The following is a 19,350-nucleotide window of genomic DNA, read 5'->3' as shown; positions in this document are numbered from 1 at the left end:
CGCACCGCGTCCGTCAAAAGGTTCAGCCGCCGTGGATGGCAGCGGCCACGATGATGCTGATACCCAGGCTCATGGCGGCCACCACCATGGCCAGGGCCTTGTTCTGTTTTTCGACGATTTCGCGCCACAGGTCGTAGGGCGTGATTTTGTCGATGATGAGGAAGCTGAGCCAGAACACCAGCACGCCCACCAGGGCGAACAGGATGGAGCCAAAAAATGCGGCAGGCCGCAGCCATTCAATTCCCATGATGACCTCCGTGGGTAAAAATTATTTGTGCCCGCCGCCGGATGAATACCCGCCGAACGAGCCGCCCGAGCTGCGGTAACCACTGCCGGACGAGCCCGAGCAGTCGCTCAGGATGATGAGCAGGATGAGGATGATGACCGCAATCACGATGATGGTGCCGCAGCCCAGGCCCGACTTGGCCACGAAGGGGCCGGGGTCGTCGCGCTGCAGCACGTCTTTCTTGTCTTCCAGCCTGAATGCCTTGACCACGGTGTCGCTGGCCAGCTTGTCGCCAGACGACCAGGTGATCTCGTTGCGGCTTTGCTCCATCGACAGCAGACCCTTGCTGCTTTCGAAGTCGCGGTTGCTGGTTTTCTGGCCGCGCTCGACCTGCCAATAAAACTCGCCCAGCACGTAGGTGGTTTCGGCGTCGTAGTGGTACTTGAGCTGGTAGGTGGTGCCCAGATAGGTGGCGCTGCGGCCGCTGGCGGCCAGTTGCGGCGCGCCCGTGGTGGGGCGCACCATGCTCCAGCCTTCTTCCGAATCGACCAGAAAGGCGAAGCCGCGCTTTTGGTTGTAGAGCAGGTATTCGCTCCAGCCAAAGTGCTCGTCGTCGCCGGGCTCCACGCCCATGCGGTGCTGGAAGCCCACCACCTGCCAGTGCACGCCCTGCAGTTGCCCCTTGGTGCCCAGCGGGATGATGGGCTGCACGGGCTCGTCTTGCTGGGCCGAACGCAACTCGCCGCCCACGCCACTATCGAGGCTGATGATGCTGGCGCACGAGCCGCAGGTCACGGTTTTGGAGGTGGCCAGTTGCACCTGCACCGGCGCGCCGCAGTGCGGGCAGTTGAATTGGCGGCCTTTTTCGTCCTTGGCCGATTCGTCCTTCAGACCCTGCAGCTGCAAGTCTTCGAGCAGCACGGCGCGGCCGCGCTCCACGCTGGGCGGGGTGTGGCCGTAGTCGATGCTGACCACTTCGCCGTCGGCGCTGCGCAGCTCGACCATGTCGAACGGCTGCCCCAGCGGCGGCAGCTTGGGCAGCTCGCCCTGGGCCGAGATCAGCTGGGCCTGGCCCGTGTAGGCCACGCTGTAGGGCTTGCCGTTAATGGCCGTGGTGGTGCCGATGCGAAAGCGCGCGGCCTCGGGCATCTCGCGGCCGGGGTCGATGGGCCGGGTGAAGACGTAGGCGCCGTTGTCCTCGCCCAGCGTGGCCAGCGTGCCGTCTTGCAAAAAGGCGGCCCATTCGGTCCAGACGCCCGCGTCGCCCTTGTATTGCAGGCGGCCGATCAGGGTGAAGGGCACATCCTTGCCACCCTGCTGGATACGCCCGCTGGCCATGAGCTGCAGCGGGCTGTGGTCGTCGAACAGCTCGGCCATCTTGCCCAGCCGCGTGAGCACCTCGCCGCTGCGCACCACGGTGCTCTGGCAGTAGCCGCAGACGGCGTGCGTGGACTGCGCGCTCTTGAATTCAACCGGCGCGCCGCAGCCGGGGCAGGGCGCGCGGTAATAACGCTGGGTGGGCTGTGTAGGGTCGGTGGCCATCGGGCGGGGGCTGCCTGCACCGTTCAGCACGGTCGGTTTGAAGCCAAATTGGCCTCTGGCGCTTATCCCTCAAGCGCAAGCAGCTATTGTTTTTATAGCGACCGGATTCAGACCAGTTTCTTGAGCAGTTCGGCCTTCTTGGCGTCGAACTCTTCCTGGGTCAGGATGCCCTTGGACTTGAGCTCGCCCAGCTTCTCCAGCGTGGCCATCACGTCCTCGGGTTTGACGCCGGTCGCAGCAGCAGCAGCGCCTGTGGCCTGTGCGGCTGCACCGCCGCCCTGCAGGCCGGCCTGCAGGTTCTGCGCCAGCACCTGGCCCAGCGCCACACCCGCGCCCAAGCCCATGGCGTCGCCCGCAATGCCGCTGCCGCCATTGCCCGCGCCTTCGGCGAATTTGGGGATGGCCTGCGCCGTCTGGTACTGCATGAACTTGCCCATGTCGTTGCCGACCATGCCCATGCCGATCTTCTGGTCGAGCACTTTTTGCAGCTCTTCGGGCAGCGAGACGTTTTGTACCGTCAGGCTCTCGATGGCTAGGCCGATCTTGGCAAAGTGCGGGGCGAGCTCCTTGGCCAGCGCCTCGGCAAACATCACCTGGTTAGCGGCCAGGTCGAGAAACGGCAGGCCGCTGCCCGCAATGGCGTTGCTGATGTTCTGCAGCACCATGCCGCGCAACTGCCCTTCGAGGTCGGCCACGGGGTAGCTGTCGCGTGTGCCCGAGATTTCGGTGTGGAACAGCTTGGGGTCGGCGATGCGGAAGGCGTAGTTGCCAAATGCGCGCAGGCGCACGGCGCCAAAATCCTTGTCGCGGATGGTGATGGGCTGCGGTGTGCCCCACTTCTGGTCAATCTGCTGGCGCGTGCTGAAGAAGTACACATCGCTCTTGAAGGGGGACTCAAAAAGCTTGTCCCAGTTCTTCAGGTAGGTGAGCACCGGCAGCGTCTGCGTGGTCAGCTTGTAGGTGCCGGGGCCAAACACGTCGGCCACCTGGCCTTCGTTCACGAACACCGCCATCTGCGACTCGCGCACCGTGAGCGAGGCGCCGTTCTGGATTTCCATCTCTGCCATCGGAAAGCGCCAAGCCAGGGTGCCATCCCCCTCCTCGGTCCACTGGATGATGTCAATGAACTGTTTCTTGATGAAGTCCATGAGTGCCATGCGGTGCTCCAGGGTGCGGTGAGGGGTTGAGGGCAAAAAGAGCGGCCATCATAGCAACGCGGCCCGCGCAGACCGGGGCTTTTTTGGGGCCCCTCACCGCTTGGCGCCAGCGGCTATCCGCGATTTAGGCACGATCAATTGGCCTATTTTGTTGCGAATGACTATTATTTAACCGTGCCTGCTTTTCACTGCAGGCCCTGTTGAATCCAAGGAGTTCGCCATGTCTCTCATCCGCCGCACTGCCCGCCAGAACAAGACCATGCTGATGAAGACGGGCAGCTACTACCTCATCCACATCTGTGTGGCGGCTCTGGTGGCTTATGCCGTCACCGGCAACCTGTGGGCATCGCTCACGCTCAGCCTGCTGGAGCCCACGGTGCAGGCCGTGGCCTTTTTCTTCCATGAAAAGGCATGGGAGCGGGCAGCCCGCCGCAATGCAGCCGAGGCTGCGGCACTGCAGGGCGCGTGAACAGTGCGCAGCCGTTCAACCGTTTAAGGAGTTCACCATGTACACCATCCCCTTGCGCAGCCGATCCGCAGCCGGCCTGGCTTTTCAGCGCTGGCTTGTGCACCGTCTGGCGGGGCTGGCGCGGGCCGAGTAAGGCATCGCAACATGCCGTTCCGCTTTTCAGCCTTTGCAAGCCTGGCCTTGCGCTTTTGACAGGCGTGAAAGGCCCGGTGGCTTCGATGGCGTTCATGCGGCCATCGCACCTTGGTCGACCGGGGCCACCCGGTCCTCGGGCCCGCGTCCAGCCCGTGCTCAGCCCAGAAACCCCTTGGGCACCTTGTCGGCCTTCTTTTCCACGGGGTTGGCCAGCAGCCACTGGGCCGCGTACTGGCGCATGAATTCCTTGGCCTTGTCGGGGCGAGTCGTCAGCCAGGCGTCGTAGGCGCCTTCGTTCAGGATGGCGGGCATGCTCTTTTCGCTGCCCGGCTGACCATAACGGTGCAACAGGGCATGGTTGTTGGCGTTCACGGTGAGCAGGCAATAGCTGATGATGACTTCGCCATCGGCCCCTTGCCAGCGCGCCCACAAGCCTGCCACCCCCATGGGCTTGCCGTCCACGCGCGCAACGCGGGTGGGCACGGCCTTGCCGCTGCGCAGGTCGTCTTCATAAAACGCGGCCATGGGCACGATGCAGCGCTGGCCGTTGAGCCACGCATCACGAAACGGGGTGCCGGTGGAGGCGGTATCCGACTTGGCGTTGACCAGCTTGGGCGCGCGCAGCTTGGCGTCGGACGCCGACTTGACCCAGTGCGGCACCAGGCCCCACTGCGCGGGCACCAGCACGCGCTGCTGCGCAGGGCGCGCGGGGGCTTCGCTGGTGAGTTCGGTGCCCGCATCCGCCGGTGGCGCTGACAGAGCGGTCTGCGGCGCGGGCGGCGTTTCTGGCGGTTGTGACGGCTGCGAAGGCTGCGCCGAGGGATTGGCCATGGCCGCCGCCGTGGCTTCATGCACGATAAAAAAGCCTGGCTTGCGCGGCCACAGGTGGCGCTCGCCCAGGGCCGCTGGGGGCTCCACCGCAAACGCCTCGCGGTAGGTGTCGGCTTGCTGCAGGGTTTCGTAATGGGTACTCATCGGGGCATGGTACCTGCGTGCGCGGCAGTTTGAGTCAAAAAGGCCTCTGGCGCTTGTCCGATATGCGCTGACAGCTATGAAAAGCGAAGCGGTTTGAGCGAAGCCTGTTTCTGGGCCCTTTTCGCAGCCGTTTCCAGCGTGAAACCGTGACGTGCATCAAGCCCCATGTCGCCTGCGTTGTGACACGGGCCGCGCGGTTTTTCACAATGCCTGCATGGACTTCGCACCTTCTCCCCTGGCCCGGCAACTGCGTGAGCGCCTCTTGGCGTTCATGGACCGCTACCTGCTGCCCTACAACGCGGCCTGGCACGCAGCGGTGCAGGCGGGCGACTACCCGCCGCCGTTTCTGCAAGACCTCAAGGCCCTGGCGCGCGAGGAAGGACTGTGGAACCTGTTCCTGCCCACGCTGCAGCGCGACGAACCGGGCACGCGCCTGAACAATCTCGACTACGCGCCGCTGGCCGAGGCCATGGGACGGCTGCCCTGGGCGGCAGAGGTGTTCAACTGCCACGCGCCCGACACCGGCAACATCGAGCTGCTGCACCGCTTTGCCACGCCCGCACAGCGCACCGCATGGCTCGCGCCGCTGCTGGAGGGGCGCATGCGCTCGGCCTTTGCCATGAGCGAGCCGGACGTGGCCTCGTCCGACCCTACCAACCTGCAGACCACGGTGCGGCGTGATGGTGACGACCTGGTGATCAGCGGCCGCAAGTGGTTCATCACCGGCGCGGCGCACCCGCATTGCCGGTTGCTCATCGTGCTGTGCCGCAACGCCGATGCGGATGGGGCCGACAGCCACCACCGCCACAGCATGGTGCTGGTGCCCGCGGATGCACCGGGCGTGCAGATCGTGCGCAACATCAGCGTGCTGCACCACCATGCGCCCGAGGGGCATTGCGAGATATTGCTGCAGGGCGTGCGCGTGCCCGCCGGCCACCTGCTGGGCGACTGGGGCGCAGGCTTTGCGATGGCGCAGGCACGCCTGGGGCCGGGGCGGGTGCACCACTGCATGCGCACCATCGGCCAGTGCGAGCTGGCGCTGCAACTGGCCACTGGGCGCGCGCTGGAGCGCACGGCGTTTGGCAAGCCGCTGGCCGATCAGGCCAACGTGCAGGAGTGGATTGCCGAGTCGCGCATCGAGATCGACCAGGCGCGCCTCTTGGTGCTGCAGGCGGCCTGGTTGCTGGACCAGGGCGCATCAGCCGATGCGGCGGATGCCCGGCAGGTGCGCGCGCAGGTGGCCGCCATCAAGGTGGTGGCCGCGCGCCTGCAGCAGCGCGTGGTGGACCGCGCCATGCAGATCTTTGGCGCCATGGGCCTGTCGCCCGACACGCCGCTGGCGGCCTTGTGGACCTGGGGTCGCGCGCTGCGGCTGATGGACGGACCCGACGAGGTGCACCTGCGCACCGTGGCACGGCACGAGCTGGCGCAGGCGCGTGCGGGCCTGGGCGCTTCGGCCGCCTGGTTCACCACGCCCGAGCAACTGCGCGCGCCGCCCCACCTGAGCGCCTGAGCGCCGCACACCAGCGCATCGGGGTGCCGAAACCGCTGTGTGCCCGCGCACCGGCCCTTGGCAGCCCTGCGCAGCTTGGGGATACTGTCGGTTTTTCGTCAACCCGCCCGGAGAGCCTTGCCATGCACCTGTTTGCCATTGCCGTCACCACTGCCGCGCTGTTGCCCGGCGCCCTGGGCCTGGCCCACGCCCAGGCGCAAAAAATGCGGCCCGGGCTGTGGGAACACAGCATGGCGATGAAAAGCCAGAGTGGCCAGATGGAAGCCGCCATGGCCGAGATGCAAAAGTCCCTGGCCAGCATGCCGCCCGCACAGCGCAAGCAGATGGAACAGATGATGGCCCAGCAGGGCGTGGGCATGGGGCCCAAGGGCCAGACGGTGAAGGTCTGCCTCACCCAGGAGCAGGCCGACAGGGACACCGTTCCACAGCAGGAGGGTTGCACGCAGAAGGTGCAGCGCATCAACGCCACCACCATGAAAGTCGCCTTCAGCTGCAAGGGCGGCCAGGGCCAGCCGCCGTCCAGTGGCGAGGGCACGGTCAGCATGCAGGGCCCCACGGCCTACACGGGTCAATTCAAGATCAAGACCGAAAACGAGGGCAAGCCCGAGCAGATTGACATGGCGCAGTCCGGCAAGTGGCTGTCGGACAACTGCGGCGCAATCAAGCCCGTGCCGATGGGACGATGAGGTGGGCGCTGAACTGGGCGCTGAGATGGACGGCTTCGCCCACACCCCCGCGCCGCCATATTACGCGGTGATCTTCACCAGCCTGCGCACCGAGGGCGACCAGGGCTACGGCGCCATGGCCGAGCGCATGGTGGAGCTGGCCGCGCAGCAACACGGCTTCCTGGGCGTGGAGTCGGCGCGCGAGGGCCTGGGCATCACGGTGTCGTACTGGGCGGACCTCGCCTCCATCGCCGCCTGGAAAGCGAATGCCGAGCACCTGGAGGCCCAGCGCCTGGGCCGGGCGCAGTGGTACGCGGGCTTCAAGACGCGCATTGCCCGTGTGGAGCGCGACTACGGCATGTAGCGCGCGTGGCGCGGCAGCTATTGCAGCGTGAGCGCCGCCAGCGCGGCCAGTGGCGCGGTTTCGGCGCGCAGCACGCGGGTGCCCAGGGTGACGGGTGCGAAGCCATGGGCCAGCGCCAGGTCTTCCTCGGTGCTGCTCAGCCCGCCCTCGGGGCCCGAAAGAAAAATCAGCGCGCCGCCACCCGCCGCCGCCGTGCGCAGCGCTTGTGTGCCGGTGCGCAGTGACAGCAGCAGCCGTGTGCCCTGTGCGGGCAATGGGGCTTGGGCGCGCAGCCAGCCGGCCAGTTCCACCGCGTCATGCACCACGGGCACGCGGTTGCGCCCGCACTGCTCGCACGCTGCCACGGCCACGGCCTGCCAGTGGGCCAGTTTTTTCTCGGCGCGCTCGCCCTTGAGCTTGAGCACGCTGCGCTCGGCCACCAGCGGCGTGATGCTGGCCACGCCCAGTTCGGTGGCCTTTTCCACGAGCCAGTCCATGCGCTCGTTGGCGGTGATGCCCGCCAGCAGGTGCACGGCGCGCGGGGCTTCGCGCTCGATGGCGTGGTGGGCGCCCACCTGCACGCGCACCTCGCTGCGGCCCATGCGCAGCACGGTGGCATCGAACTCGCCCCCGGGGCTGTCGGCATACTGGCCGCCATGGAACAGCGTGATGCCGTCACCCGGCTGCAGGCGCAGCACCTGCACATGGCGCGCGGCGCCGGGGGGCAGATCAATCTCGGCCCCGGTGGCCAGGGGCGCCGGGCAATGAAAACGGGGCATTTGCTATCTTTAATATAGCTATTAGCGCTTTATTTATAAGGGCCAATGGCTGTTTTGACTCAATATTGAGCGATGGGATCGATTTCAGCTTCTACATGCGGCCATAGGCAAAACCCGTGACGGGTTCGGTGCCTTCGATCTGGTCCAGCATCTTGAGCAGCGGCCCGAGCTGCCGGTAGCGGTGGGCCGTGGCGCGGATGTAGCCCATGAAGCGCGGCGCATCGGCCAGGTATTTGGGCTTGCCGTCGCGCAGCGTGAGGCGGGCAAAGATGCCGGCCACCTTGAGGTGGCGCTGCAGCCCCATCCATTCGACGGCGCGGTAAAACTCGCCAAAGTCGTCGCCCCAGCCGCTGGCGCTGTGCGCGCCCAGCAGGCCGGCCTTGCGCGCCTTTTCCCAGTAGCGCACGGTCACGTCGATGATGAATTCTTCTTCCCAGCTGATGAAGGCGTCGCGCAGCAGGCTGGCAATGTCGTAGGTGATGGGGCCGTATACGGCGTCCTGGAAGTCCAGCACGCCCAGGGGCGCATCGGCAGCGCCATCCGAGCCGCCGCCGGGCCGCCCCAAGGCGGCGAGCGCCCCCCCGGGGGGCAGGGAGGACACGCCAGTGCCGACCGTGGGGGCCATCACCGAGCCGCCGCCGGGCCGCCCCAAGGCGGCGAGCGCCCCCCCGGGGGGCAGCGAACCACGCGCAGCGGGGAGCGTGGGGGCCATCAGGTTCCGCGTCATGAAATCGCGGTGGACGAACACGCTGGGAGCCGCCAGGTTGTGGGCCACGATGGCATCGAAGGCACTGGCCAGCGTGGCCTGCTGCTTGCCATCGAGCGTGATGCCGCGGTGCTGGCCCAGATACCAGTCAGGGAACAGCGCCAGTTCGCGGCGCAGCAGGGCTTCGTCATAGGCGGGCAGCACGCCCGGCTTCGAGGCCTTTTGCCAATCGAGCAGCACATCGGTGGCCTGCAGATACCAGCCCAGCGCGGCCTGGGGGTTTTCGGGGGTGAGTAGCTCGATCAGCGTGGTGCTGCCCAGATCGCTCAGCAGCATGAAGCCGCCGGGTTCGTCCCAGGCCAGGATGTGTGGCACGTTCAGGCCGGCAGCTGCCATCAGCGCTTGCACCTGCACAAAGGGGCGGCAGTTTTCCTTGTCGGGCGGCGCATCCATCACGATGCAGCTGGCGCCGACCGCGCTGTCGATGCGCAGGTAGCGGCGAAAGCTGGCGTCGGCCGAGGCCGGGCGCAGGCTGGCGGGCAGCAGCTGGTGGCTTTGCACCAGCGGCGCGAGCCATTGTTCGAACGCGGCTTGCCGGGCCGCATTGGGCCAGCTGACGGGGCTGGCGGGAGCGGGCGATGCCGCGGCAAGGGGCGTTGGGGGGGAGGAGGGGTGGCTCATGGATAATCCCATTTTACAAACCCGCCCTGCCTGGCGCGGGCCGTTTCCAAAGCCCTGTCCATATTGCCCGACGTGCCCCGCTGCCAGCCCCCTTTCGTGCAGAAATCTCACCCCCTTTCCCGGCCGTTGCCGCAAGCCGCTGCGCCCGCCCGTCGGCCGGGGTTGCACCCTCTGGCGTATGCCGTGGCGCTGGCGTGGTGCGGCGTGCCGCTGGTTGCACTGGCGCAGGCCGATGCACAGAGCGCGTGGGATGCCCCGCCCGCACTGCGCCGCAGCCCGCAACTGCAAGAGACCCTGCCGGCAGAGGTGCGCCCCCAGCTGCCGGTGTTTGTGTCGGGAGACCGCATCACCGGCCAGCCCGATGTGAAGGCGGTGATCGACGGCAATGCCGAACTGCGCCGCGGGGATACCGTGATCCGTGCCGATCGGCTGGAGTACACCGTGCCCGACGATCTGGCCCAGGCGCAGGGGCAGGTGCACATCAACCGGGCCGGCAACACCTATGACGGCTCGGAGCTGGCGCTGCATGTGGATGCGTTCAAGGGGTTTTTCAGCGACGCGCGTTACCGCTTCCTGCAGACCGGTGCCCATGGCGATGCCACGCGGGTGGATTTTCTGGACCGCGACCGCGCCGTGGTGCACAACGCCACCTACACCACCTGCCAGCGCGACGACTCCGCCAGCTGGGAACCCGACTGGGTGCTGCGCGCCCAGTCCATCCGCCTGGACAACGTCGAAGAAGTAGGCACTGCCGAAGGTGCCGTGCTGGAGTTCAAGGGCGTGTCGGTGCTGCCCATCCCGCACATCACGTTTCCGCTGTCGGACAAGCGCAAGTCCGGGTTGCTGCCGCCCACGGTGGGCCTGGACAGCCGCAATGGCCTCGAATACATCCAGCCCTACTACTGGAACATCGCCCCCAACCGGGACGCCACACTGCGCGGCGCCATCATGGCCAAGCGGGGCATTGAAGTCGGGGGCGAGTTCCGCTATCTTGAAAACGACTACCAGGGCCAGGTGGATGCCACCCTGATGCCCACGGACAGCCAGCGCGACCGCATGCGCTGGGGCTATTCGGCGCAGCACCAGGGGCAAATCAGCACCCCGGTGGGTGGCCTGGGCCTGAATCTCAACCTCAACCGGGTGAGCGATGACAATTACTGGCGCGATTTCGGGCGTGCCGCGCTGGCGCTGCGCCAGCGCCTGCTGCCCAGCGACGCGTCCCTGTCGTGGGCGGCCGGCGACATGTCGGCCCAGGTGCGCACACTCAAGTGGCAGGCACTGCAGGATGTGGCGTCACCCATCGTGCCGCCGTACAACCTCATGCCCCAGCTGCTGTGGCGCTATACACCGCAGGATCTGGGGCGGGGCATTGATTTCAGCATGTCTGCCGACACCACGCGTTTCGAGGCGGACCGCGCGATACCCAACCCGGCCGACGGCCAGCGCAGCTATGTGCAGGCGCAGCTGAGCCGCCCCTTTCTGTCGCCAGGGGGCTTCGTCATCCCCAAGCTGCAACTGCACGCCACGCAATACCAGTTCGACAGTCCCCTCAGAACCGGCGAGCGGTCGGCCAGCCGCACCCTGCCCACTTTCAGTCTGGACAGCGGGCTGGTATTCGAGCGCGAAGCGCGCTTGCTCGGGCGCGCATTCACGCAGACGCTGGAGCCGCGCGCGTTCTATACCTACACGCCGTTTCGCGACCAGAGCCACCTTCCTGTGTACGACACCGGTGCCACCGACTTCAACTTTGGCACCATTTACACGGAAAATCCCTACGTCGGCAATGACCGCCTGGCAGACAACAACCTGCTCACCCTGGGCGTGACCACGCGCTTTCTCGATCCCCAAACCGGCGCCGAGGCCGTGCGCCTGGGCATCGCCCAACGCCTGCGGTTCTCGGACCAGGACGTGACCCTGCCCGGTGGTGCACCGGTCAGCGAGCGCCTGTCCGATGTGCTGCTGGGGGCGGGCATCAACTGGACGCCACAGTGGGGCTTTGATTCCACCGTGCAATACAACCCCAAGACGCAGCGCTCCATCCGCTCCACTGTGGCTGCGCGCTACAGTCCTGGCGACTATCGCACCGTGAGTGCGGTCTACCGCCTGCAGCGGGGTGCGAGTGAGCAAATCGATGTGGGCTGGCAATGGCCGCTGGCGGCCTTGTGGGGCGGCCAGGGCGCAGACAGCGGCCCTGAGCGCGCCCAAGGCCAGGGCAAAGGCAGCGGCCGCTGGTACACCGTGGGCCGCCTGAACTACAGCCTGCAGGACCGCAAACTCGTCGATACCGTGGTGGGCTTTGAATACGACAGCTGCTGCTGGATTGGCCGCGTGGTGCTGGAGCGCCTGCAAAGCAGCGTGACCACCTCCAACACGCGGCTGCTGTTCCAGATCGAATTTGTGGGCTTCTCGCGCCTGAGCCTGGGCGCAAGCCCCCTGGAAACCTTGAGGCGGAATGTGCCGCGCTACCAATACCTGCGCGAGCAGGTCAGCACCCCCAGCCGCTTCAGCAACTATGACTGACCTGACACCATGAACCACCGTGCAATTGCTTTGGGCCTGGCGTGCCTGGCATCTTTCTTGACCCAGGGCGCTGCGGCGCAGGGTCTGCGCCCCTCGGGGGCTGCAGGCACTGGCCTCTCGCGCATGTCGCCTGCGGCGCCTTCGTTCACCCTGCCCGCATCTGGCGCCAGCACAGCGCTGCGCCAAGCCGATTTCATCGTGGCGGTGGTCAACTCAGAGCCCGTCACCAACAACGAGGTGCGGGCCCGGGCAACGCGTATCGCACAGCAGATGGCCCAGCAGGGCGCTGCCCTGCCGCCCGCAGACGTGCTGGCGCGCGAGGTGCTGGAGCGGCTGATCCTGGAAAAAATCCAGCTGCAACTGGCGCGCGAAGTCGGCATGAAGGTGGACGACTTTGCCGTGGGCCAGGCTGAGGAGAGCGTGGCCAAGCAAAACAACGTGAGCCTGGCCGAGATGCACCGCCGGCTGGCCGCCGACGGCATCAGCAAGGAGCGCTTTCGCGAAGAGTTGCGCAACCAGCTGCTGCTGCAGCGCCTGCGCGAGCGCGACGTGCAGTCCCGGGTGCGCGTGAGCGATCTGGACGTGGACCAGTACCTGCGCGAGCAGCAATCGGGTGCCGACGCCTCCCGGCTCGACATCAACCTGGGCCACATTCTGGTGGCGGTGCCCGAAAACGCCAGCCCTGCCCAGGTGTCCGAGCGCCAGGCCCGCGCACAGCGCGCCGCCGACAAGGTGCGTGCCGGCGAGGATTTCGCGGCCGTGGCCGCCGAGTTCTCGGACTCCCCCGAGGCCAAAACGGCAGGCGGGCTGCTGGGCATGCGCCCGGCCGACCGCTACCCGGAACTGTTTGTCAGCGCCACGGCGCAGTTGCCCGTGGGCGGCATCGCCGGGCCCGTGCGGTCCGGGGCGGGTTTTCATGTGCTCAAGCTGGCAGACAAGTCCACCACCGGCATTCCCACGCTGGTCACCCAACACCACGTGCGCCACATCCTGCTGCGCACGGGCCCCCAGCTCACCGAAAGCGCCGCCGCAGCGCGGCTGGCCGATTACCGGCGCCGCATCGTTGCGGGCCAGACAGACTTTGCCGAACTGGCGCGCGAGCACTCACAGGATGGCAGCGCCAAGCAGGGCGGCGATCTGGGCTGGGCCAATCCGGGCCGCTACGTGCCCGAGTTCGAGCAGGCCGTGAATGCACTCAAGCCCGGCGACATCAGCGAGCCCCTGGTTTCGCGTTTTGGCGTGCACCTGATCCAGCTGGTCGAGCGCCGCGAGGCCAAGCTCACCCAGCGCGAGCAGCGGGACATGGCACGCGACACGGTGCGCGAAAAGAAGGTCGAGGAAGCCCTCACCACCTGGATGCAGGAGTTGCGGGGCCGGGCCTACGTCGAGTACCGCGAAGCACCGCAGTGAAGATGGCCACTGCATGAAACACATTGCCCGCAAGCGCTTCGGCCAGCATTTTTTGGCGGACGGCGGCATCATCGAATCCATCGTGAGCGCCATCGCGCCGCTGCCCGGCCAGCCGATGGTGGAAATTGGCCCTGGCCTGGCCGCCCTCACCCAGCCACTGGTGGAGCGCCTGGGGCGCCTGACAGTAATTGAGCTCGACCGCGACCTGGCCTTTCGGCTGCGGCTGCACGGGCAGCTCGATGTCATCGAGTCGGACGTGCTGAAGGTCGATTTCACGCAACTGGCCCACACGCTGGGCGTGCCCAAAATCCGGGTGGTCGGCAACCTGCCTTACAACATCTCCACGCCCATCCTGTTCCACCTGCTTGAGCATGTGCAGGTGATCGAAGACCAGCATTTCATGCTGCAAAAAGAGGTGATAGACCGCATGGTGGCGTCGCCAGCCACCTCGGACTACGGGCGCCTTTCGGTCATGCTGCAGTGGCGCTATGCCATGGAGAACGTGCTGTTCGTGCCACCCGAGAGCTTTGATCCTCCGCCGCGCGTGGACAGTGCCGTGGTGCGCATGGTGCCCCATGCCGCACCAGCGGCGGTGCGCACGGCACTGCTGTCCGAGCTGGTGCAGGTGGCTTTCAGCCAGCGCCGCAAACTGCTGCGCCACACCCTGGGCCGCTGGCTGGAAGGCCGGGGCTTTGCCGGCAACTTCGACACCCAGCGCCGTGCAGAAGAAGTGCCAGTGCATGAATATCTGGCGCTGGCCCTGTCGCTTGATCAAAAAGCATAGCACCTAGCGCTTACCCCAAAAGGGCCCGAGCCCGTTTTGATGCAAAAAACCCGCCGAGTGGCGGGCTTTTCATGCGCGCACTTTCTGCGCGGCGCGGGGCTCAGGCGGCGGTCAGCCAGTAGCCCGCATTGAACGGGCTGCTCATGCGCAATGCCATGGGCGAGATATCGACCAGTTTGTCGGTGGGCATCTTCTCGGCGGTTTCGGGGTCGATGGCAATGCCCTGGACCGCTACCGTTTCCTTAGCCTCGTTCGCCCGTTCTGCTTGGCTGGTGGTTGCAGAACGGGCTACAGAAAAGAATAGAAACAGCGGAACGGAATCTTGCGGTCACCCCAGAAATCTGCGGCATCGCGGAAGATATCGAGCAGCTGCTCGCGCGCTTCCTTGTCGAACTTGCCCGTGGCCGGAATCTGCTCGAGCACCACGATGAAGCCCGGCTGCGGCCCTGATTTGTGCAGGGGATCGGTCATGCAGTCGTAAAGCGCATCGAAATTCTTGCCGAAGTGCGACGGAAAGGTGAACTGCGCGGCAATCAGGTCCAGCACATCCTGTTTGGACTGGGCATGGGCCAGGTTGGCATACAAAAAATGTTGACCGAGGGAAGCTGCCGCATCTTGCAGATCCTGCACGCGGAAAGCGCGAATGGATTGCACGATGTTGGTGCGCACGCCACGCAGTGGCGTTTCCTGGTCTTTACGAAGGGGCGTCTGCATCTCCGTTGCTCTTTCTTTATTAGGTCCAAAAACTTCTGGCTGACCGCAAAACCGCAGGATGCGTGTTTCGGGTCGGGAAAACAAGGGGCCTGGCTGCCCACTGCCCCGGCTGGGGCGGGCGGACAACACTTCGGACATCATTCGACAATCCTGCGAAAACTGGCGTAGTGGTCGCTGGTGTAATAGCAGGCGTCCGGCACCCGGGGCTTGCCTCCACACACAATGCGCCGGGCGCCACGATTGCGCGCGCCGGGGGTCTTGACGGTGTATTCACGGTAGTAGCCGCGCTGGTGGGCCGGCAACAACCGTTCACGGTTGCCAAACACGGTTCCGTCCTTGTCGTACGGAAAAGGGCCGCCATGGTGGATCAGCGCATACGTCGAACGTCCCTGGGGGGGCAGCTCTGCCACGGATATGGAAGCCATGGAACCGTCGTGAGACGGAGATTTCCGGGCATGTCCGGCAACCGGGCCCAGGACCAACGCAACACCCACAACACACAAAACCCCTGCTTTTCGCACTTGGGTGGCTACAGCCTTGAGCATCAACGACACCTTTCAGAAACTACGGGTTAACCCGAAATTTCAACGGGCTAGTGTCGCTCAAAGCCCCCCAAAAAGCAAGCGCCTGCACAAAGATTGGGCAGGCGCCGAGGGCATTAGTGGTGCACCAGAGTTAGTGCACGCTATTTGTTGGAGGCTTATCGTGCTGCATTGGCGTCGGCCACGGTGATGGCTGTCATATTGACGAGTCGCCGCACCGTGGTGCTGGCCGTGAGGATATGCACCGGCTGGGCCGCACCCAGCAGCACGGGGCCAATGGCAATGTTGCCGCCGGCCGCTGTCTTGAGCAGGTTGTAGGAAATGTTGGCCGCATCGATGTTGGGCAGCACCAGCAAGTTGGCATCGCCCGCCAGGGTGCTGTGGGGCATGAGCGCGGCGCGCGCCTTGCCGTCCAGAGCCACGTCGCCGTGCATCTCGCCATCCACTTCGAGCCAGGGCGCCTGCACGCGCAGCAGCTCCAGCGTCCGGCGCATTTTGACGGCGCTGGGCTGGTCACTGGAACCAAAGTTGGAGTGCGACAACAGGGCCGCCTTGGGCTTGATGCCAAAGCGCAGCATTTCCTCGGCCGCCATCATGGTGATTTCGGTCAGCTGCTCAGCCGTGGGGTCGTAGTTGACGTGGGTGTCCACCAGAAACACCTGGCGATCGGGCAACAGCAGGCCGTTCATGCAGGCAAAAGTGGTCACGCCGGGGCGCTTGCCAATCACCTGTTCGATGTAGTTCAGGTGGTGCGCCGTGTGGCCCCAGGTGCCCGCGATCAGGCCATCCACTTCGCCCTTGTGCAGCAGCATGGCACCAATCAGCGACAGGCGACGGCGCATTTCGATCTTGGCGATCGGGGCGGTCACGCCCTTGCGCTCGGTCATGCGGTGGTAGGTTTGCCAGAAGTCGCGGTAGCGGTGGTCCTGCTCGACATTGACGATGTCGTAGTCCCGCCCTTCCTGCAGCCGCAGGCCGAACTTTTCGATGCGCTGCGCGATGATGGCCGGGCGGCCAATCAGCGTAGGGCGGGCGATTTTTTCGTCCACCACGATCTGTGCGGCACGCAGCACGCGCTCTTCTTCGCCCTCGGCATAGGCCACGCGCTTCTTGGTGGCAGCCTTGGCGGCGGTGAAGATGGGCTTCATGGTGGTGCCAGAGGCGTACACGAAGGTCTGCAGATGGTCGCGGTAAGCGTCCATGTCGGCGATCGGACGCAGCGCCACACCGCTGTCGGCAGCGGCCTGGGCCACGGCCGGCGCAATCATCATCATCAGGCGCGGGTCGAACGGCTTGGGAATCAGGTATTCCGGGCCGAAGGCCAGCGGCTCACCCACATACGCCGCTGCCACCACTTCGCTCTGCTCGGCCTGCGCCAGCTCGGCGATGGCGTGCACGGCGGCGATTTCCATCTCCATCGTGATGGTGGTGGCGCCGCAATCGAGCGCGCCCCGGAAGATGTAGGGAAAGCACAGGACGTTGTTGACCTGGTTGGGGAAGTCCGAGCGGCCCGTGGCAATGATGGCGTCATCGCGCACGGCCTTCACGTCCTCGGGCTGGATCTCGGGGTTGGGGTTGGCCAGGGCAAAAATCAGCGGGCGGGCGGCCATCTTGGCCACCATGTCTTTCTTGAGCACACCGCCGGCCGACAGGCCCAGGAAGACGTCGGCATCTGCAATCACTTCGCCCAGCGTGCGCGCCGTGGTCTTTTGCGCAAACTGGATCTTGTCCTCGTCCATCAGCTCGGTGCGGCCTTCGTACACCACGCCCGCCAGGTCGGTCACCCAGATGTTCTCGCGCGGAATGCCCAGCTTGACCAGCAGGCCCAGGCAGGCCAGTGCGGCGGCACCCGCACCCGAGGTGACGAGCTTGATCTTTTTGGGGTCTTTGCCCGCCACCTTGAGGCCGTTCAGGATGGCCGCGCCCACGGTGATCGCTGTGCCGTGCTGGTCGTCGTGAAAGACCGGGATCTTCATGCGCTCGCGCAGCTTGCGCTCGACATAAAAGCAATCGGGCGCCTTGATGTCTTCGAGGTTGATGCCGCCAAAGGTCGGCTCCAGGCTGGCAATGATCTCGACCAGCTTTTCAGGGTCTTTCTCGTTGATCTCGATGTCGAACACATCGATGCCCGAGAACTTCTTGAACAGAACCGCCTTGCCCTCCATCACCGGCTTGCCCGCCAGCGGGCCAATGTCGCCCAGGCCCAGCACGGCGGTGCCGTTGGTGACCACGCCCACCAGGTTGCCGCGGCTGGTGTACTTGAAGGCGGCGTTGGGGTCTTTGACGATTTCTTCGCACGGTGCGGCCACACCGGGCGAATAGGCCAGCGCCAGATCGTGCTGGTTGACCATCTGCTTGGTCGCGGCAATCGAAATCTTGCCGGGCTTGGGAAACTCGTGGTACTCCAGCGCTGCCTTGCGCAGCAGCGCGCGCTTGTCGGGAAGGTTGTTGTGATCGGCCGTGGTGTTCTCGGGCATCAAGCGTCTCCAGCTTTCAGAAAGTGCCGGGGTCCGCGGTTGATCTGCTCCGGGCGGGCCGTCAGCTTGTTAGGGGGAGGTGCATTGTAGGCTTCGCGCGGTAGAAACCCTGACCCGCCAGGGCGCTTGCCCGGTGAAAGCACCTGTTTGCGAAAAGGATCGAAGCGGCGCTGCGGGGAGCGCAAATCCATCGGCCTGGCAGATGCTCGGCAGGACCGGCCACAATACGCATAAAAAATGCCTCTAGCGCTTACCCATAAAGCGTCAATAGCTATTATTACTATAGCAAACAACCTTCAGCAAGCTGGAGAATTGTTGGGCGATGCAGGCGTGTGTTACGCCGTTTCCGCCAGCGCGTCACCGAGTGCGTTGATCAGGCGGTCGATTTCGGCCTTCTCGCTGATGAACGGCGGCGCCAGCTGGATGGTGTCGCCACCGTAGCGCACGTAAAAGCCCTTCTTCCAGCAGTTCATCGCGATCTCGTAAGGGCGTTTGGCGGGTTCGCCGGGCAGCGGCGCAATGGTGAAGCCAGCAGCCAGGCCGAAGTTGCGGATGTCGGCCACATGCTTGGCGCCCTTCAAGCTGTGCACGGCCTGCTCGAAGTACGGCGCCAGGGCCTTCACACGGCCGATCATGTCTTCCTTTTGCAGGATGTCGAGCGCCGCAAGGCCTGCCGCGCACGCCACGGGGTGGGCCGAGTAGGTGTAGCCGTGCGGGAATTCGAGCATGTACTCGGGGCCGCCGGCAGCCATGAAGGTGTCGTAGATCTCCTTGCTGGCCACCACGCCGCCCAGGGGCTGCGCGCCGTTGGTGACCTGCTTGGCAAAGTTCAGGATGTCAGGCGTCACGCCAAAGGCCTCGGCGCCGGTGAACGCTCCCGAGCGGCCAAAACCGCTGATCACTTCGTCAAAAATCAGCAAAATATTGTTTTGTGTGCAGATTTCGCGCAGGCGCTGCAGGTAGCCCACGGGCGGAATCACCACACCGGCCGAGCCCGAGAATGGCTCGACGATCACGGCGGCGATGTTCGATGCGTCGTGCAGCGCAATCACGTCGAGCAGGCGGTCGGCCAGCTCCTTGCCCGTGGGCGGCATGCCCTTGTGGAACGAGCCTGCGGGCGGCTGGGTGTGGGGCAGGTGGTCGGCTTCGACGCCCTGGCCAAACAGCTTGCGGTTGGCCACGATGCCGCCCACCGAGATGCCGCCAAAGTTCACGCCGTGGTAGCCCTTTTCGCGGCCAATCAGGCGCGTCTTGGTGCCCTGGCCCTTGGCGCGCCAGTAGGCGCGGGCCATCTTGAGCGAGGTGTCGGCCGATTCAGACCCCGAACCGGTGAAGAACACGTAGTCCAGCCCCGCAGGCGTCAGCTCCTTCACGCGGTTGGCCAGCTCGAACGACAGCGGGTGGCCAAACTGGAAGGCGGGCGCGTAGTCCAGCTTCATCGCCTGCCTGCCAATGGCTTCGGCGATCTCGCGGCGGCCGTGGCCCAGGCCCGAACACCACAGGCCCGAGAGCCCGTCAAAAATCTTGCGGCCTTCGCTGTCGGTGAAATAGGCGCCGCTGGCCTCCACGATCATCCGGGGATGGGCCTTGAACTGGCGGTTGGCCGTGTAGGGCATCCAGTGCGCGTCGAGCCACTCAGCGTCCATGCGGGGAGCGGCACCAGCTGCGGGAGTGTCGATGGGGGCAAAGCTCATGGGGTTCTCCAGTGCATG

General features: G+C 65.5%; 17 protein-coding genes. 7 read left to right on the top strand and 10 right to left on the bottom strand.

Going from position 1 to position 19,350, the window contains the following annotated elements:
* Positions 1-22: 22 nt before the first annotated feature.
* The 3 genes from B7Y64_RS01395 to B7Y64_RS01385 form a co-directional block, all read right to left on the bottom strand.
* Complete coding sequence (locus B7Y64_RS01395; protein ID WP_087747989.1) at positions 23-247, bottom strand: DUF350 domain-containing protein; 225 nt, start codon at positions 245-247, stop codon at positions 23-25.
* Between the two features lie 21 nt (positions 248-268).
* Positions 269-1,768 carry a DUF4178 domain-containing protein gene (locus B7Y64_RS01390; protein WP_291325686.1) on the bottom strand — a complete coding sequence of 500 codons (1,500 nt, stop codon included), beginning with the start codon at positions 1,766-1,768 and terminating at the stop codon, positions 269-271.
* 107 nt (positions 1,769-1,875) lie between these two features.
* Complete coding sequence (locus B7Y64_RS01385; protein ID WP_291325677.1) at positions 1,876-2,925, bottom strand: SPFH domain-containing protein; 1,050 nt, start codon at positions 2,923-2,925, stop codon at positions 1,876-1,878.
* A 220-nt stretch (positions 2,926-3,145) separates the two neighbouring features.
* Between B7Y64_RS01385 and B7Y64_RS01380 the strand changes: the two genes are divergently transcribed.
* Positions 3,146-3,394, top strand: a complete 249-nt coding sequence (locus B7Y64_RS01380) for a DUF2061 domain-containing protein (protein WP_291325678.1) — start codon at positions 3,146-3,148, stop codon at positions 3,392-3,394.
* Positions 3,395-3,685: 291 nt separating this feature from the next.
* On the opposite strand, the gene B7Y64_RS01375 is transcribed toward B7Y64_RS01380, so the two are convergent.
* Positions 3,686-4,504, bottom strand: coding sequence for an SOS response-associated peptidase family protein (locus B7Y64_RS01375; RefSeq protein ID WP_291325680.1), 819 nt, complete (start codon positions 4,502-4,504; stop codon positions 3,686-3,688).
* A 214-nt stretch (positions 4,505-4,718) separates the two neighbouring features.
* Here B7Y64_RS01375 and B7Y64_RS01370 point away from each other — a divergent pair, with 214 nt between their 5' ends.
* The 3 genes from B7Y64_RS01370 (at position 4,719) to B7Y64_RS01360 (ending at position 7,046) form a co-directional block, all read left to right on the top strand.
* Positions 4,719-6,017 (top strand): acyl-CoA dehydrogenase family protein, encoded by a 1,299-nt coding sequence (locus B7Y64_RS01370; protein WP_291328207.1) that lies wholly within the window; start codon positions 4,719-4,721, stop codon positions 6,015-6,017.
* 122 nt (positions 6,018-6,139) lie between these two features.
* The gene (locus B7Y64_RS01365; RefSeq protein WP_291328204.1) at positions 6,140-6,703 is read left to right on the top strand and encodes a DUF3617 domain-containing protein; all 564 of its coding nucleotides are present in this window, start codon (positions 6,140-6,142) and stop codon (positions 6,701-6,703) included.
* Positions 6,704-6,728: 25 nt separating this feature from the next.
* Positions 6,729-7,046, top strand: coding sequence for an antibiotic biosynthesis monooxygenase (locus B7Y64_RS01360; RefSeq protein ID WP_291324478.1), 318 nt, complete (start codon positions 6,729-6,731; stop codon positions 7,044-7,046).
* A gap of 17 nt (positions 7,047-7,063) precedes the next feature.
* On the opposite strand, the gene B7Y64_RS01355 is transcribed toward B7Y64_RS01360, so the two are convergent.
* On the bottom strand, positions 7,064-7,804 hold the full coding sequence (locus B7Y64_RS01355) for a 16S rRNA (uracil(1498)-N(3))-methyltransferase (RefSeq protein ID WP_291324479.1): 741 nt from the start codon (positions 7,802-7,804) through the stop codon (positions 7,064-7,066).
* A gap of 91 nt (positions 7,805-7,895) precedes the next feature.
* Positions 7,896-9,191, bottom strand: coding sequence for a phosphotransferase (locus B7Y64_RS01350; protein WP_291324480.1), 1,296 nt, complete (start codon positions 9,189-9,191; stop codon positions 7,896-7,898).
* A gap of 162 nt (positions 9,192-9,353) precedes the next feature.
* Between B7Y64_RS01350 and B7Y64_RS01345 the strand changes: the two genes are divergently transcribed.
* Genes B7Y64_RS01345 through rsmA form a run of 3 tightly spaced genes read left to right on the top strand, consistent with a single transcriptional unit; the run spans position 9,354 to position 13,905 of the window.
* The gene (locus B7Y64_RS01345; protein ID WP_366444392.1) at positions 9,354-11,711 is read left to right on the top strand and encodes an LPS-assembly protein LptD; all 2,358 of its coding nucleotides are present in this window, start codon (positions 9,354-9,356) and stop codon (positions 11,709-11,711) included.
* Positions 11,712-11,720: 9 nt separating this feature from the next.
* The gene (locus B7Y64_RS01340) at positions 11,721-13,121 is read left to right on the top strand and encodes a peptidylprolyl isomerase (protein ID WP_291324481.1); all 1,401 of its coding nucleotides are present in this window, start codon (positions 11,721-11,723) and stop codon (positions 13,119-13,121) included.
* Between the two features lie 13 nt (positions 13,122-13,134).
* The gene (rsmA, locus tag B7Y64_RS01335; RefSeq protein ID WP_291324482.1) at positions 13,135-13,905 is read left to right on the top strand and encodes a 16S rRNA (adenine(1518)-N(6)/adenine(1519)-N(6))-dimethyltransferase RsmA; all 771 of its coding nucleotides are present in this window, start codon (positions 13,135-13,137) and stop codon (positions 13,903-13,905) included.
* A 288-nt stretch (positions 13,906-14,193) separates the two neighbouring features.
* On the opposite strand, the gene B7Y64_RS01330 is transcribed toward rsmA, so the two are convergent.
* The 4 genes from B7Y64_RS01330 to B7Y64_RS01315 all read right to left on the bottom strand — a co-directional run bounded on the left by B7Y64_RS01330 (position 14,194) and on the right by B7Y64_RS01315 (position 19,332).
* Complete coding sequence (locus B7Y64_RS01330) at positions 14,194-14,619, bottom strand: barstar family protein (RefSeq protein ID WP_024813457.1); 426 nt, start codon at positions 14,617-14,619, stop codon at positions 14,194-14,196.
* 137 nt (positions 14,620-14,756) lie between these two features.
* Positions 14,757-15,164, bottom strand: a complete 408-nt coding sequence (locus tag B7Y64_RS01325) for a ribonuclease domain-containing protein (protein WP_024813458.1) — start codon at positions 15,162-15,164, stop codon at positions 14,757-14,759.
* Positions 15,165-15,319: 155 nt separating this feature from the next.
* Positions 15,320-17,638: an NADP-dependent malic enzyme gene (locus B7Y64_RS01320; protein WP_114655775.1), complete on the bottom strand. Its 2,319-nt coding sequence runs from the start codon at positions 17,636-17,638 to the stop codon at positions 15,320-15,322.
* A gap of 335 nt (positions 17,639-17,973) precedes the next feature.
* The gene (locus tag B7Y64_RS01315; RefSeq protein ID WP_291324483.1) at positions 17,974-19,332 is read right to left on the bottom strand and encodes an aspartate aminotransferase family protein; all 1,359 of its coding nucleotides are present in this window, start codon (positions 19,330-19,332) and stop codon (positions 17,974-17,976) included.
* Between the last annotated feature and the right edge of the window lie 18 nt (positions 19,333-19,350).

It is taken from the genome of Acidovorax sp. 35-64-16, assembly GCF_002281195.1.
GTDB classification, from domain to species: domain Bacteria; phylum Pseudomonadota; class Gammaproteobacteria; order Burkholderiales; family Burkholderiaceae_C; genus Acidovorax; species Acidovorax defluvii.
This window is presented reverse-complemented; position numbering and strand designations above follow the sequence as displayed.